Genomic DNA, 14,008 nt, shown 5'->3' with positions numbered 1-14,008 from the left:
CGCTGCTAGTAAACGTGGGGCACGAAGAACTGCTCGTTGCGGGGCGATCGCACGTAGTCGTGGGGCGCAATCTGGCGGGGCGGCAGTTCCATTTGCTCCGGTGTCATGTCCACATAGGGAATCTTGGACAGGACATGGTGCAGGCAGTTGAGCCGGGCCCGCTTTTTGTCGTCCGCTTCGACCGTGAACCACGGCGCTTCGGGAATATTGGTCTTGGCAAACATTGCATCTTTGGCCTGGGAATATTCCACCCAGCGATCGCGCGATTCTAGATCCATCGGACTCAGCTTCCAGCGCCGCGCCGGGTCGAGCGTCCGCGACTGAAACCGCCGCTCCTGCTCCTCATCGCTGACGGAAAACCAGTACTTCAGCAAAATGATGCCGGAGCGCACCAGCATCCGCTCGAACTCTGGACAAGAGCGCATAAATTCCTGGTATTCCTCATCCGTGCAGAAGCCCATCACCCGCTCTACGCCCGCCCGGTTATACCAACTGCGGTCAAAGCAGACGATCTCGCCCGCCGCAGGCAGATGGGCGACATAGCGCTGAAAATACCACTCGGTCTTTTCGCGATCGCTCGGTGTACTCAACGCCACCACACGACAACCGCGCGGGTTGAGCGGCTCGGTGATGCGTTTGATCGTGCCGCCCTTGCCCGCTGCGTCGCGCCCCTCAAACAAAATCACAATCCGAGCGCCTGTGTGCTTCACCCAGTACTGCATCTTGACCAGTTCAAGCTGCAACCGAGCCAGTTCCTTTTCGTATTTTTTGCTGGAGAGTTTAGAAATACCCTCCTGCTCAGAGGGGCGATAAAGCGCGTTTGAACTGGAGAGATTTGCCCGCTTCTCTGGCGCGAGACTCTTCTTTTTCTTTTTCTTCTTGCCCTTTTTGGAAGCGGATTCTCCCATTAGCAGGGCTTGTCCCGCAGGCATTGCATCTCGGTTCGCGTCTTTGCCTACGTCCACACTCAGGCTGTTGGCACTGTTGCTGCTTGCGCTGTGCATTGCGATGTCCTCCAAAGCCGCAGAGAATTGGCAGATCGCGCTGTTCCATCAGCCCCAAAACTAGCGCTTGAGAGAGTCCGCGCCGCGATCCGCCGTGATTGATGTGCCCTGACACCATAACGTCCTGATTTAGCGCACAACGTAGCAATTGCAACGTGAAAGCTTAAGAAAACCTGCGATTTTGGTCACAGAGCCTAAAAAATGTCGGGAAATGTCAAGATTTGGCGATCGCCCACCCATCTACAAGCCGGATCGCCCACCCATCTACAAGCCGGATTGACTACCCGGCAGACAGGATGCACTGCTGGGCATGATTCCGCTGGAGGCGCTGGGTCTGGAGCCAGATTTGCAGCATCAGCAGTTGAGCAGTTGCAGGCGCTGCCGATTACGCCCAAACTTAATCTGAGCGACATCTGCTTTGTCATCTCCATCAAATCTGCGTCGTCTCTGTGATAGTCATCAACACGCTGTTGTGCGCTGATGATCTGACTAATTTCCGTCGGCGGTTGGTTGAGCTAGTGGTCACTGATCTCAAGCTGATATGCATTAATGAGTTGAACAATTTCCGGCGGCAGTTGGTCGAACTCGTTGTAATTGAGGTTAAGTTGTTGCAAGCCGATAAGCTGACCAATTTCCGGTGGCAGTTGGCTGAGCTGGTTGAAACTGAGGTTAAGCTCTTTCAGACTATCGAGTTGACCAATCTCCGGTGGTAGTTGACGGAGCTGGTTGTAACTGAGGTCAAGATTTTGCAGGCTGGTGAGTTGACCAATCTCCGGCGGCAGTTGGCTAAACTCGTTGCCACTGAGGTTAAGCAGTTGCAGACTAGTGAGTTGAATGATTACCAGAGGCAGTTGGCTGAACTGGTTTTCACTAAGGTATAGCTGTTGCAGGTTGGTGAGTTGAGTGATTTCCGGCGGCAGTTGGCTGAGCTGGTTGTAGCTGAGGTCAAGATATTGCAGGCTGGTGAGTTGACCAATTTCCAGAGGCAGTTGGCTGAACTCGTTGCCACTGAGGACGAGCTGTTGCAGGCTGGTGAGTTGACCAATTTCCAGAGGCAGTTGGCTGAGCTGGTTGTAACTGAGGTCAAGATATTGCAGGCTGGTGAGTTGAACGATTTCCAGAGGCAGTTGGCTGAGCTGGTTGTAGCTGAGGTCAAGATATTGCAGGCTGGTGAGTTGACCAATTTCCAGAGGCAGTTGGCTGAACTCGTTGCAACTGAGGTCAAGATGTTGCAGGCTGGTGAGTTGACCAATTTCCAGAGGCAGTTGGCTGAGCTGGTTGCCACTAAGGTCAAGATGTTGCAGGCTGGTGAGTTGAACGATTTCCAGAGGCAGTTGGCTGAACTCGTTGCAACTAAGGTCAAGATGTTGCAGGCTGGTGAGTTGAACGATTTCCGGCGGCAGCTCGGTCAGGTCATTCCCTGCCAAATCCAGGGTTTCCCACTGTTCCTGGTGGGCACGGTCGATCAGTTCCAGCAGATCGTCTTGGGTCATGATGGGGCGTGGGGTGCAGGCTGGGCGAGTTAGCTTAGTTTTTCTACAGTTTTCTTCTAATTGTGGTATTCGGGTTTGGGTTTGTCTAGGGTTTGGCAGGGGGCTGCGTTAGCCTGCGTCTTTGGTGTTTTTGCTGCCGCTGGTCAGGGCGACCGCGATCGCATCCACCACCCGCGCCACGGGAATAATGTCGAGTCCCAGTCCCGGATGCTCCGCCTGACTGGCGGGCACGATCGCCCGTTTGAAGCCCAGCTTGGCCGCTTCCTTCAGCCGTAGCTCCATCTGCGAGACGGGGCGCACCTGGCCGCCCAGCCCCACTTCGCCAATCAGCACCGTGCCGGGGTCAACCACGCGATCGCGGAAACTGGCGGCCACGGCGATCGCCACACCCAGGTCGGCGGCCGGTTCGGCCACGTTGATGCCGCCGGAGGAGGCAACGTAGGCATCTAGCTTCGACAGAGGAATGCCCACGCGCTTTTCTAGCACGGCGAGAATTTGCAGCAGGCGGTTGTATTCAATGCCTGTGGCGGTGCGGCGCGGCGACGGATAGCTCGTCGGGCTGGCCAGCGCCTGTAGCTCCACCACCAGCGGGCGCGTGCCCTCACAGGCGACAATGGTGGCCGTGCCGGGGGTTTCTGCATCGCGATCGCTCAAAAACAGCGCCGAGGGATTTTGCACTTCCTCCAGCCCGCGATCCACCATTTCAAACACGCCCAGCTCATTCGTTGCGCCAAAGCGGTTTTTCACCGAGCGCAAGAGGCGGTGGCTGGCAAAGCGATCGCCCTCAAAATACAGCACCGTGTCTACGAGATGCTCCAGCACCTTCGGCCCGGCGATCGCCCCTTCCTTGGTAACGTGCCCGACGATGAACAGCGTGATATGCTCCCGCTTTGCCAGTTGCATCAGCGCCGACGTACACTCTCTCACCTGCGACACCGACCCCGGAGCCGAATTGAGCGTGGCAAAATAGAGCGCCTGGATACTGTCGATCACCGCCACCGTCGGCCGCAGCGACTCCAGTTCAGACAGAATCGTCTCCAGGTCGATTTCCGGCAAAAGATAAAGGGAGTGGGATGTTGAGGCGTTGGACTGCTGGAGCGACAGGGTGACAGGGTCTTGAGTTTTCTCTTTTCTTTCTTCTCCTATTTTCACCCCGCTCCCCACGCCCAGCCGTTGCGCCCGCAGCTTTACCTGCTGCCCCGACTCTTCGGCGCAAACGTAGAGAACCCGGTGCTGCGCCGCAAGCTGATTGGCCACTTGCAGCAGTAGGGTAGATTTGCCGATACCCGGATCGCCGCCCACCAGCACCAGGGAACCAGGCACAATGCCACCGCCCAGCACCCGATCCAGTTCGCCGTAGCCGGAGGCAATGCGGGTCTGGGGATGGTCGGAAATTTCGGGGAGGGTAAGCGCGGCGATCGCCCTTGGTTCGCCCTTGGAATTGGCGCTGGCCCGTTTGGGCGATCGGCTCACGGCTCCCATCGCAGTTTTAGCGCTGCTGGCTGGTGCAACCGTCTGCTCCACCAGCGAATTCCAGCTTCCGCAAAAGGGACATTTGCCAAAATATTGCGGCGAGTCTGCGCCACACTCATTACAGACATAGCTTGTTCGAGGCTTGGGCATAGCGGCAGACCTGGGCAGCGCAAGAATAAAGTTTAGTGAATTCAGTGATTTACTCAATCAATACACCCAAGAAAACGGATTGTCCGCCTGCTTCCGCCGACTTTCACCTCCATCAAAAGGGCGATCGCCAGTCCCAAAGAATCAAAGTTCCGTTCTCCATCTCAACATTCTTGACATGATTGAGGGGGGCATGGTTTCCATCCCGGCTCAATCTGGAAGGGGGACATCCTAACGGCCTCCTTCCAAGGCGGCAATTTTCAACATAAGCCCAACTCCACAAAGACAATTTGAAACCGTTCGAGATTAATGTTTCTTAATGTAAAACGAGGCAGAATCTTTCGTAGATTTATTACTATCTTAGAATTCGCAAGAAATGTTAAAAAACTCTGAAATGTAGGGAGATTGGGAATCTCACGCGCTCAAGATAGGCGCATAGGCTACTATTGTTAATGATAGTCTGGGAAGAATTAACTATCAAAAATAATCGCTTCAAGGAGTGTTGACTAAATTGGAGAATCACAAAGAAAAAATTCTGGTCGTTGACGACGAAGCCAGCATCCGACGCATTCTCGAAACTCGTCTCTCCATGATTGGCTACGATGTTGTCACGGCCGCCGATGGCGAAGAAGCGCTAGAAACCTTCCGCCATTCCGATCCAGATCTGGTTGTGCTGGATGTCATGATGCCCAAGCTCGACGGCTACGGGGTTTGCCAGGAGCTTCGCAAAGAGTCCGACGTACCGATCATTATGCTGACGGCCCTGGGCGACGTTGCTGACCGCATCACCGGGCTAGAACTGGGTGCAGACGACTACGTGGTCAAACCCTTCTCGCCCAAGGAGCTAGAGGCCCGCATCCGCTCGGTGCTGCGCCGGGTAGAAAAAACGGGTACGACGGGTATTCCCAGTTCCGGTGTTATCCAAATCAACACGATTCGGATTGATACCAACAAGCGCCAAGTCTACAAGGGCGACGAGCGGATTCGGCTGACCGGCATGGAGTTCAGCCTGTTGGAGCTGCTCGTTGGGCGATCGGGCGAACCCTTCTCCCGCTCCGAAATCCTGCAAGAAGTGTGGGGCTACACGCCAGAGCGCCATGTCGATACCCGCGTGGTCGATGTTCACATTTCTCGACTGCGGGCTAAGCTCGAAGACGACCCCAGCAACCCCGAACTCATCCTCACGGCACGCGGAACGGGCTACCTGTTCCAGCGGATCGTGCCGCCGGGTGAAGTGGAGTAATCTTGCGTCTCCGTTGCGCCTGTCTCTCGCATCTTTGAGCTAATGCACCTGAAACTAATGCACCTCCTAAATGCACCCTAATGCGCTGATCAGGTGTGTGAAGACTCAGGGCAAAGAATTCAGGGCACTCCGCTGACTTGCTCCGGTTTCCGGTAGAGTCCATCTGATAAAATTTGTGAGGTTTCTATAACGTTGATCGATGGGTTCAACTCGAGCACGGATTGCCGTTGATGCAATGGGCGGGGACTTTGCCCCGGTGGAGATTGTTTTGGGTTCCCTGCGGGCCCAGGCAGAGTTAGATGCAGATATTCTGCTGGTCGGCAAGCCCGATCAGATTCAGGAAGCACTCAAGCACCATAGCGTGCCTCCCGGTTTGGAAATTGTGCCAACGGAAGACATGGTGGAAATGCACGAGGAGCCGCTGACGGCGATTCGTCGCAAACCCAACGCTTCTATTAATGTGGCGATGGATTTGGTGCGTCAAGGCAGGGCCGATGCGGTGGTGTCTGCGGGGCATTCGGGTGCGGCGATGGCGGCAGCGCTGCTGCGGCTAGGGCGGCTGCCGGGGATTGATCGGCCAGCGATTGGGGCGGTGCTGCCAACGATGACGGCTAAGCCCGTGCTGATTCTGGACGTGGGCGCAAATGTGGACTGTCGGCCCAAGTTTTTGGAACAGTTCGCCGTGATGGGGTCGGTTTATTCCAAGTACGTCCTCGGCATTCCAGAACCCAAGGTCGGACTGCTAAATATTGGCGAAGAGTCTTCTAAGGGCAACGATCTGGCAGTTCGTGCCCATCAAATGCTGCAAGAAAATTCGCGCATTGCCTTTATTGGCAACGCAGAAGGCCGCGATGTGCTGTCGGGCGATTTTGATGTAGTGGTGTGCGACGGCTTTGTGGGCAATGTGCTGCTAAAGTTTGCCGAGGCGGTGGGCAGCGTCATGCTGCAAATTGTCCGCGAGGAATTGCCTCAGGGTTTAAACGGCAAGCTGGGTACTGCAATTCTCAAGCCGAACCTGCGCCGCATTAAACAGCGGATGGATCATGCTGAGCATGGGGGGGCACTGCTGCTAGGTGTAGCGGGCATCTGCATTATCAGCCACGGCAGTTCTCAGTCTCCTTCGATCTTCAATGCGATTCGGATGGCGAAGGAGGCGGTCGATCATGGCGTTTTGGTCCGGATTCGGGCGCAGTATGAATCGCCAGAACTGGCAGTCGCAGATGGGCAATCGTCGCTGTCGCACGGCGGTGAACAACCAGAGAGTGTTGAATAATGGCGCAACGAGTTGGAGCGGGGGTGGCGATTACGGGCAGCGGCTCTTCAGTGCCGGAGCGCTACCTCGATAACGAAGCCCTGAGCCGAGTGGTGGACACTTCGGATGAATGGATAGCCTCTCGCACAGGCATTCGGCAGCGGCGACTGGCAGATGCGGCAGGCTCTCTGCGGGCGATCGCCACTCAGGCGGCTCAGAATGCTCTGGATATGGCAGGGGTGTTTGCCTCAGAGATTGATCTGATCGTGCTGGCGACCTCTACCCCCGATGATCTGTTCGGCTCTGCTAGCCAGATTCAGCACGACTTGGGCGCAACGCAGGCGACAGCCTTTGACCTGACGGCGGCCTGTTCGGGCTTTGTGTTTGGGCTGGTGACGGCGGCGCAGTTCATCCAAAATGGCGTGTATCGTAGGGCGCTGATCATTGGCGCAGATGTGCTGTCGCGCTGGGTGGATTGGAGCGATCGCCGCACTTGTGTTCTGTTTGGCGATGGGGCGGGCGCGGTGGTGATGGAAGCGAGTGAGCGCGATCGCCTGTTGGGGTTTGAACTCCGCAGCGATGGCACCCTGAACCACTGCCTGAACCTGGCCTATCAGGGGCAGGATAGAGAACTGGTGGACGGAGTGGCGATCGCCCAGGGCACATTTCAGCCCATCACGATGAACGGTCAGGAGGTGTACCGTTTTGCCGTCAAGCGGGTTCCTGAAGTCATCGAGAAGGCGCTATTTCGCGCTGAACTGACAGTCGATCAGATTGACTGGCTGGTGATGCATCAGGCAAACCAGCGAATCCTTGATGCCGTTGCGGAGCGTTTGGGCATTCCCAGCGAAAAGGTCATCAGCAATATGGCCCGCTACGGCAACACTTCCGCTGCGTCTATTCCCCTGGCGCTAGATGAGGCCGTGCGGCGGGGCGATATCAAGCCTGATGACATTATCGCCACAGCGGGCTTTGGCGCAGGACTGACCTGGGGCGCGGCGGTGTTTCGCTGGGGCGCAAGGTTAGACGATTAGAGATTTGATCACAGTTTTGATCACTAGGCGTTGAAATATGACAAAGACAGCGTGGGTCTTTCCTGGGCAAGGGTCGCAGGCAATCGGCATGGGGGCTGGCCTGTTTGACCTGCCCGCCGCTCAGCAGCGGTTTGAGCAGGCGGCGGAGATTTTGGGCTGGTCGGTGCCAGAGATTTGCCAGAGCGAAGACGACAAGGTGTCCAAAACGCTCTACACCCAGCCCTGCCTCTACACAATTGAGAGTATCCTGGTAGATTTGCTGCGGGAAAAAGGGCTACAACCTTCGCTGGTGGCGGGTCACAGTTTGGGTGAATATGTGGCGCTGTACGCGGCGCAGGTGTTTGAGTTTGAGTCGGGCTTGCGGCTGGTGAAGCGCCGGGCTGCGCTCATGGATAGCGCGTCCGAAGGGATGATGGCGGCGCTGCTGGGGTTTGACCGGGCGCAGCTCGAAGCGGCGATCGCCCAAACGCCGGATGTCGTGCTGGCAAACGACAACAACGAGGGTCAGGTGGTGATTTCGGGAACGCCGAGCGCTGTCGAAGCCATCATGTCTGGGGTCAAGTGCAAGCGGGCCGTCAAGCTCAACGTCAGCGGCGCATTCCACTCGCCCCTGATGGCAGAGGCAGCAGCAGAATTTCGCACCGTGCTGGATAGCGTGGCGTTTCAGACGGCCCAAGTCCCCGTCTTGTCGAACGTAGACCCCACGCCCGCCACCGATGCTGCGGTGCTAAAAGACCGCCTCGATCGGCAGATGACGGGTTCCGTCCGCTGGCGCGAAATCTCCCTCCAGCTTTCCCAGGCAGGTATCGAGCGGGTTATCGAAGTGGGCCCTGGTAAGGTGCTGACGGGCATCATCAAGCGCACCTGCCCGGACGTAGCGCTGGAAAACGTGGGGGCGATCGCCGATATTGAGCGCGTGGCCGCGTGATGCCGTTAAACCCTCCGTCATCCCAACCATCCCAACCATCCTGAAATGCGCGATCGCGAACCCCTGGCCAGCCTCGCTCTCTACCACCTGTTCAAGTGGTCGGTGGTGGCACCGATGCTGCGGTTTTACTTTCGCGGTCGGGTGTATGGCATAGAAAACGTGCCCCCACGCGGGCCGCTGGTTGTGGTGGCAAACCATGCCAGTGACTTTGACCCGCCGCTGCTGTCGTGCTGTGTGCGGCGGCCCGTCTCCTACATGGCCAAGGAAGAACTGTTTCGCGTGCCCGTGCTAAAGCAGGCGATCGCCCTCTACGGAGCCTATCCGGTGAAGCGGGGTTCGGCGGACCGCAGCGCCATTCGAGCGGCCCTGCATCAGCTTGAGCAGGGCTGGTCGGTGGGAATTTTCCTATCTGGCACGCGCACTCCCGACGGCCGTATTCCCGAAGCCAAACTGGGTGCGGCGATGATTGCGTCCAAGGTGCAGGCTCCCCTGCTGCCCGTTAGCCTCTGGGGTACAGAAGCAATTCTCCCCAAGGGCAGTCGATTTCCCCGCCCAGTGCCCATTACAGTGCGAATAGGACAGCCCATTCAGCCGCCCGCGGGCGATCGCTCTGCCCTAGAGCGGGTCACGCAGCACTGTGTAGACACAATTCATGCGATGCATGACCTAGGGCGGTAAATTTATGTTAAGAATTATAAATAAACCTAGACTGGACTAAAAATTAGTCAGGGCTGGGAATTAAGGGCTAGGAATTAAGGCTTAAAATACCTAACGGCTTCTGGCTTGCGGCTGCGGGTTTGCGCCTCTGCGTCCACGTCAGTTTTAGGGTGTAGTGGCCTTGTATTGCGGGATGTTGCGCGACGAACGTGACATGATTTGTACTTTGCGGCAGATCTCGGTAAGGTCTATAGAGTTTTTGTAAGGGAACCGCCTGATTTTAGGGGAATCTTATCGAACTGCGGTCTATAGAACTAGACCAACCATGTTGAGTAGCGAGGGTTGTCGGAATGCAGGATTTGCGGGCAGAACTGGCGGGCACGATGGGCGAGGCAGAGTGGGACTGGCTCATGCCCCATGCGGAGCGAAATGCGCTGGTGCTGGTGGGCGCGGGTCTAGACTTGCTGGATGTGGGCGTGGCGATCGCCTCGGATCACACCACACTAGTGCAGCGGTGGATTGACGAAGGGCTAATCCAAAAGCCCAGCCCTGAGCAAATCAAATCCTGGAGTAGCAGCCGCAACAAGCGGTTTAACGCGCTGATCTTGCAGCCCTACGTGCTAGTGCAGGACATGGCGACGTAGCCGTTGAGAGCAAGGCTAAGCTAGTGGGGAAAGCTAGTCTCGAAAATAGCGGCCCAGGGTTGCCCCTGTGTGCCCCGTCGTCACCCACAGAATAGCTCTGGCGGCATCGCGCACCACCTTGTCAGTCGTTTCGGCAGGCTGCGTTGAAGGCACTTCCACTGGCTTAAACTCGATACCCCGGCTGCCCAAGACAATTTTGCCAATCACCCAGGCGCGGCGCATGTGGTAGTCAGACGTGATTAGGTAAATGCTGCTGATGCCCTGGGATTCAAACTCATCCACCAGCGTTGTGAAGTTGGTGAGGGTATCGACTGCTCGATAGTCCAACCGGAGGCGATCGCGCTCGATTCCGGCTTCCTTAAACACCCATTCCGCATATTCTGGATTGCTGCCCGACGAAATCCAAACGGGCAAATCGGGGTGCTTTTGAGCAAACTCTGCCGCAAACTGTTCTCGCGCCGTTGACCCACCCAACACCAGCACCGCCTCTGGCTCTCGCAGCAAAGCCCTGACCTCCCTGAGCGCAAGATAGCCGAGCCCCAGTACGAGGGCAACACCCAGCAGTTTGGCAAGCCCAAATTGCCGCTGGCGACGACGAGTGGTAGGAAAGATAGAAGACATGGCGCAGCGTAATGCGAATCCGAAGCAATCTTACTTGAGAGAACCCTTAAAAGGTAACCAGCTAAACCTTTTTCCGCAATCCCAATGGGCACGAGAATTTGCCTCATCGCACTTCATGGGTGCGATTGTCCCTCCGCAGACGGTGACTCCGCAGACGGCAACTCAAGTGCTTACACTCTATCGCATCACTTGAGGGCAGATCCCAACAGGCTACAGAAATCTTTCGATTCTTGGCGGGTTACTTGCTGGCTTCCACCAGGCTCCGGAGGGCAGCTTTCATTTCCGCCACACTGGTCGTAGCTGTACCAAATTGACGGACGACAATGCTGGCGGCCAGGTTGCCCAGGATTGCCGCTTCTACGGGCGTTGCGCCGACGATTAGCCCCAGCGTCAGCGCCGCCACCACCGTATCCCCCGCGCCCGTCACGTCGAACACATCTGTCCGGTTAAACGCAGGAACATGGTGCTGGGAACCGTCCTGGCTAAATAGGCTCATGCCCTCCTCGCCGCGAGTGATTAGCATGTGCTGGGCACGGGTCAGACGCAACAGATCGGCTCCCGCTTGGGCAAGGCGATTGCTGGAGGGAGCGCTTCGCAAATCGCCCCCTGTAATCCCATAGCCTACGGCTTTTTCTGCTTCCGGCAGGTTGGGCGTGAAAACCGTAGCTCCAGCAAAGCGGTGCAGGTCGATTTGGGTGTCTACCACTGTTAGCGAGTGCTGCAAGGCTGCTTCGATCACCGGGGCACTCAGCACGCCATCGCCATAGTCCGAACAAACCACCGCATCTACCGTATTCAGGTGCTGCCGAATATAGTCCGCCAGTGCCAACTGCAAGTCTGGGTCGGCGGGCGCGTCGGACTTGCGATCGACCCGCACGATCTGCTGCGTCACGGACTGACGGGCATGGCCCGAAATGCGCGTTTTGGTGACAGTAGGGCGATCGCCATCCAGCAAAATACCGCCTGTGTCGATGCCTGCCGCCTCAAAAATGCGCCGCAGCACCGCGCCTTGCTCGTCCTTGCCCACCAGCCCCACCGACTTGACCTGGGCCCCCAGCTTCGCCAAGTTATAGACTGCATTTGCGCCGCCGCCTGGAATCTGTCGCGTTTCCTCATGCCGCAGGATCAGCACCGGAGCCTCCCGCGACAGTCGCTCCACCTGCCCCGTCAGAAACTCGTCTAGCGTCAGGTCGCCTACCACCAGCACCCGCGCCTCGGTAAACCGATCCATCAGCGCGTTCAGCCGGGGGGCGATCGCCCGCAGGTGTTCCAAAAACGCTGCCTCTACCATGCACTTGCCTCCCTTCTAGCTGGCAGGCGACGGAGTGGGCGCAGGCAGATCGGGGCAGCGCTCATTCTCCTGCGAGTATTTCACTTCAAACAGATAGGGACGAGTTTCGCCCGTGGTGTTTTCAATTTGGCGAGTCCGCACGACGGCGATTGCATCGGCGTTCAAGATGCCATAGCCAGAACTCCGCAGCAGCGTCGGCGGTTGCACCTGTTTGCCTTCGGCATCTACCACCACACCAACCACTGCCGATGGCACTTTGTCTTCATCTAGCTCTAGCTGAAGCAGGCAGGCATTCAGCGGCAGTTCGACCGCAATCTCGCGGGGACGCACCGCGTCGGGATCGGGAATTTCCACACCAAGCTGATCAAACCAGGCAATGTAGGCTAGATTCGCCTCATCGGGCTTCGTCCCCTGAGGATTGTAGGCAAACAGTTCTGGGCGATCGCGCTGGAGGGCTGCGAGCTGCTGAGCAGGCGACAGGGCAGGCGCGGTCGGGGTTGGCGAAGCCGCTGGAGAACTGGGAGCCGCCGGAGAAGCCGCCGGACTGGGCGCTGGGGAGGTCTCGACCGTCGGCGAAGCCGCAGGGCTGGGCGAGGCTGTCGGGCTGGGCGAGGCCGCAATCGACGGCGCAGGCGAGGGGCTGGCAATTACCGACGGCAGCGTGGGGAACAGAGGCGAATTGTTTTGGGAGCCAGCGGGCAGCCGCAGCGAGGGCCCATCGGTGGAAAACTCTGGGTCTAGCGATGGAATGGACGGAGACGGCGAGGGCACAATCGACGGAATCGACGACGGCGCGGACGAAGGGGGCAGCGTAAAGGTCGAGCGGGGCGGCAGCGTCGTCCGGGGGCGACTGGTAGCGCTGTAGCGAGGACTCAAGGACGACAGCGGCGGCAGGGGCGGCGCAGGCGGCACGAAAAAGGGCGGCAGGGCAGAGGGCGATCGCCCCGTTTGCCCCGGCAGCGGCGACAGGCTAAAGGACGACCCCGGAGCGGGCTGGGGCAGCGTCGTAGACGGATTCGAGAAGGTGGGCAATTCCAAATTTGGCTGGGCAAAGCTGGGAACGCGGCTCAGTTCCTCCGGTGTCAGTTGCACCAGCGACACAGGACGCTGCACTTGCCGCTCGGTCGGCAGCTTTTGCCCTGGCAAAAACGGCAAAAACGCCCACAGCAACAGATGCGCCCCGACTGAAGCCAGCGCCGCCCAGAACAGTGGCTCCTGCGACCACCGCTGTAGCCAATTTTCGGGATAGGGTTCAGCAGAGTAATAGGTCATACGCGCTTCGTCGAAAGCCTCTGAAATTTTAGCGTAGGGAGGTCGGAGCGGGGGTCGGCAATCGCTAATCTCTGCCACACTTCACCAACAGCAGCGAAAAATAGGGCAGCTTTAGGGAAGGGCGATCGCGCAAGTCGGCATGGATCACTTGCGTCGGCTGGCTGGCCCGCTCGACCACGTAACTGTGCTGAAGCAGACCGCGCCGCTCCAGCACAGGCCAGACTTGTTCGTACACTGAACTCACTTTCATTAAAACCAATACATCCGCCGTATCCAGCGCCGTTTCCAAATCTGCAACCGTGTATAAAGCGGGCAGCACCACCAGCCGCTCGGCTCGCACGGTCAGCGGCAGACCCAGCGCCGCCGCCGCCGCCATTGGAGAGCAGATGCCAGGAATCGTCTCTACTTGCGCTTCGGGATGTTGCTGCATCACGGTCTGCGCCAAATAGGTAAAGGTGCTGTAAAAGCTGACATCCCCTTCCGACACAAACACCACGTCGTCGCCCCGCTGCAAATAGTTCCAGACCTGTGCGGCGGCGTTTTCCCAGGCTTGCCTCAGGGTCGCCTCGTCCTGCACATAGGGAAAGCCCAGCGCCAATTGCACCTGGTCTGGCCGAAGCCACTGTGCCACAATCTGCTGCGCCACGCCCTGCTTGCCCCCCAGCCCCGCCGGAAACGCCACCACAGGCGACGACTGCAACAGCCGCAGTCCTTTCACAGAAATGAGTTCTGGGTCGCCGGGGCCAGCGCCCACGCCGTAGAGCGTGCCTGTCATGGGAAGGGGGGAGAGGGAAGAACGAAGAGGGAAGAACAAAGAGGGAAGAACGAAGAGGGAAGAGAGGGGTCTTTTTGGGGCGCTCCATTACCCTACAGCGTTTTTGGAACTGGTGGGATGGTCAGGAAAACGCCTTCTCGTTGGGGCAGTGAGTTCTTTACGATGCAAGAAAAT

14 protein-coding genes are annotated in these 14,008 nt (G+C 57.8%); 7 read left to right on the top strand and 7 right to left on the bottom strand.

Annotated elements, in window-relative coordinates; genetic code table 11:
* Nucleotides 1-5 precede the first annotated feature (5 nt).
* Nucleotides 6-932: a polyphosphate kinase 2 gene (gene ppk2 / locus IGS16_RS11165; RefSeq protein ID WP_367185777.1), complete on the bottom strand. Its 927-nt coding sequence runs from the start codon at nt 930-932 to the stop codon at nt 6-8.
* 273 nt (nt 933-1,205) lie between these two features.
* Between ppk2 and IGS16_RS11160 the strand changes: the two genes are divergently transcribed.
* Nucleotides 1,206-1,457 (top strand): hypothetical protein, encoded by a 252-nt coding sequence (locus IGS16_RS11160; RefSeq protein ID WP_297085442.1) that lies wholly within the window; start codon nt 1,206-1,208, stop codon nt 1,455-1,457.
* A gap of 62 nt (nt 1,458-1,519) precedes the next feature.
* Here IGS16_RS11160 and IGS16_RS11155 read toward each other — a convergent pair whose 3' ends face one another.
* Both IGS16_RS11155 and radA read right to left on the bottom strand, forming a co-directional pair.
* Nucleotides 1,520-2,497 (bottom strand): leucine-rich repeat domain-containing protein, encoded by a 978-nt coding sequence (locus IGS16_RS11155; RefSeq protein ID WP_297085440.1) that lies wholly within the window; start codon nt 2,495-2,497, stop codon nt 1,520-1,522.
* A gap of 108 nt (nt 2,498-2,605) precedes the next feature.
* A complete protein-coding gene (radA, locus tag IGS16_RS11150; protein ID WP_297085438.1) occupies nt 2,606-4,120 on the bottom strand; it encodes a DNA repair protein RadA in 1,515 nt (504 codons plus the stop codon).
* A 508-nt stretch (nt 4,121-4,628) separates the two neighbouring features.
* On the opposite strand from radA, the gene rpaB reads away from it, so the two are divergent.
* The 6 genes from rpaB to IGS16_RS11120 all read left to right on the top strand — a co-directional run bounded on the left by rpaB (nt 4,629) and on the right by IGS16_RS11120 (nt 9,875).
* Entirely contained in the window at nt 4,629-5,360 is a 732-nt protein-coding gene (gene rpaB, locus IGS16_RS11145) for a response regulator transcription factor RpaB (protein ID WP_197673308.1), read from the top strand.
* A 199-nt stretch (nt 5,361-5,559) separates the two neighbouring features.
* The gene (plsX, locus tag IGS16_RS11140) at nt 5,560-6,633 is read left to right on the top strand and encodes a phosphate acyltransferase PlsX (RefSeq protein ID WP_297085436.1); all 1,074 of its coding nucleotides are present in this window, start codon (nt 5,560-5,562) and stop codon (nt 6,631-6,633) included.
* Nucleotides 6,633-7,646, top strand: coding sequence for a beta-ketoacyl-ACP synthase III (locus IGS16_RS11135; RefSeq protein ID WP_297085434.1), 1,014 nt, complete (start codon nt 6,633-6,635; stop codon nt 7,644-7,646). Before plsX ends, IGS16_RS11135 begins: the two co-directional genes overlap by 1 nt.
* A 37-nt stretch (nt 7,647-7,683) precedes the next feature.
* Nucleotides 7,684-8,574 carry an ACP S-malonyltransferase gene (gene fabD / locus IGS16_RS11130; protein WP_297085432.1) on the top strand — a complete coding sequence of 297 codons (891 nt, stop codon included), beginning with the start codon at nt 7,684-7,686 and terminating at the stop codon, nt 8,572-8,574.
* A 45-nt stretch (nt 8,575-8,619) separates the two neighbouring features.
* Nucleotides 8,620-9,252: a 1-acyl-sn-glycerol-3-phosphate acyltransferase gene (locus IGS16_RS11125; protein WP_297085430.1), complete on the top strand. Its 633-nt coding sequence runs from the start codon at nt 8,620-8,622 to the stop codon at nt 9,250-9,252.
* 329 nt (nt 9,253-9,581) lie between these two features.
* Nucleotides 9,582-9,875: a DUF2288 domain-containing protein gene (locus tag IGS16_RS11120; RefSeq protein ID WP_297085428.1), complete on the top strand. Its 294-nt coding sequence runs from the start codon at nt 9,582-9,584 to the stop codon at nt 9,873-9,875.
* A gap of 33 nt (nt 9,876-9,908) precedes the next feature.
* Here IGS16_RS11120 and IGS16_RS11115 read toward each other — a convergent pair whose 3' ends face one another.
* The 4 genes from IGS16_RS11115 to IGS16_RS11100 all read right to left on the bottom strand — a co-directional run bounded on the left by IGS16_RS11115 (nt 9,909) and on the right by IGS16_RS11100 (nt 13,834).
* A complete protein-coding gene (locus tag IGS16_RS11115) occupies nt 9,909-10,496 on the bottom strand; it encodes a YdcF family protein (RefSeq protein ID WP_297085427.1) in 588 nt (195 codons plus the stop codon).
* A gap of 238 nt (nt 10,497-10,734) precedes the next feature.
* Nucleotides 10,735-11,787 carry a bifunctional heptose 7-phosphate kinase/heptose 1-phosphate adenyltransferase gene (locus tag IGS16_RS11110; protein ID WP_297085425.1) on the bottom strand — a complete coding sequence of 351 codons (1,053 nt, stop codon included), beginning with the start codon at nt 11,785-11,787 and terminating at the stop codon, nt 10,735-10,737.
* A 15-nt stretch (nt 11,788-11,802) separates the two neighbouring features.
* A complete protein-coding gene (locus tag IGS16_RS11105) occupies nt 11,803-13,059 on the bottom strand; it encodes a hypothetical protein (protein WP_297085423.1) in 1,257 nt (418 codons plus the stop codon).
* Between the two features lie 64 nt (nt 13,060-13,123).
* Nucleotides 13,124-13,834 (bottom strand): precorrin-2 C(20)-methyltransferase, encoded by a 711-nt coding sequence (locus IGS16_RS11100; protein WP_297085421.1) that lies wholly within the window; start codon nt 13,832-13,834, stop codon nt 13,124-13,126.
* Nucleotides 13,835-14,008 lie beyond the last annotated feature (174 nt).

Origin of the sequence: Thermoleptolyngbya sp. C42_A2020_037 (assembly GCF_015272455.1) — a bacterium.
Taxonomy (GTDB): Bacteria; Cyanobacteriota; Cyanobacteriia; order Elainellales; family Elainellaceae; genus Thermoleptolyngbya.
This window is presented reverse-complemented; position numbering and strand designations above follow the sequence as displayed.

What these genes read in the sequence shown, in the direction of transcription:
- ppk2 (WP_367185777.1), bottom strand. Translation starts at nt 932, where the DNA reads ATGCCTGCGGGACAAGCCCTGCTAATGGGAGAATCCGCTTCCAAAAAG.
- IGS16_RS11160 (WP_297085442.1), top strand. Translation starts at nt 1,206, where the DNA reads ATGTCGGGAAATGTCAAGATTTGGCGATCGCCCACCCATCTACAAGCC.
- IGS16_RS11155 (WP_297085440.1), bottom strand. Translation starts at nt 2,497, where the DNA reads ATGACCCAAGACGATCTGCTGGAACTGATCGACCGTGCCCACCAGGAA.
- radA (WP_297085438.1), bottom strand. Translation starts at nt 4,120, where the DNA reads ATGCCCAAGCCTCGAACAAGCTATGTCTGTAATGAGTGTGGCGCAGAC.
- plsX (WP_297085436.1), top strand. Translation starts at nt 5,560, where the DNA reads ATGGGTTCAACTCGAGCACGGATTGCCGTTGATGCAATGGGCGGGGAC.
- IGS16_RS11135 (WP_297085434.1), top strand. Translation starts at nt 6,633, where the DNA reads ATGGCGCAACGAGTTGGAGCGGGGGTGGCGATTACGGGCAGCGGCTCT.
- fabD (WP_297085432.1), top strand. Translation starts at nt 7,684, where the DNA reads ATGACAAAGACAGCGTGGGTCTTTCCTGGGCAAGGGTCGCAGGCAATC.
- IGS16_RS11125 (WP_297085430.1), top strand. Translation starts at nt 8,620, where the DNA reads ATGCGCGATCGCGAACCCCTGGCCAGCCTCGCTCTCTACCACCTGTTC.
- IGS16_RS11120 (WP_297085428.1), top strand. Translation starts at nt 9,582, where the DNA reads ATGCAGGATTTGCGGGCAGAACTGGCGGGCACGATGGGCGAGGCAGAG.
- IGS16_RS11115 (WP_297085427.1), bottom strand. Translation starts at nt 10,496, where the DNA reads ATGTCTTCTATCTTTCCTACCACTCGTCGTCGCCAGCGGCAATTTGGG.
- IGS16_RS11110 (WP_297085425.1), bottom strand. Translation starts at nt 11,787, where the DNA reads ATGGTAGAGGCAGCGTTTTTGGAACACCTGCGGGCGATCGCCCCCCGG.
- IGS16_RS11105 (WP_297085423.1), bottom strand. Translation starts at nt 13,059, where the DNA reads ATGACCTATTACTCTGCTGAACCCTATCCCGAAAATTGGCTACAGCGG.
- IGS16_RS11100 (WP_297085421.1), bottom strand. Translation starts at nt 13,834, where the DNA reads ATGACAGGCACGCTCTACGGCGTGGGCGCTGGCCCCGGCGACCCAGAA.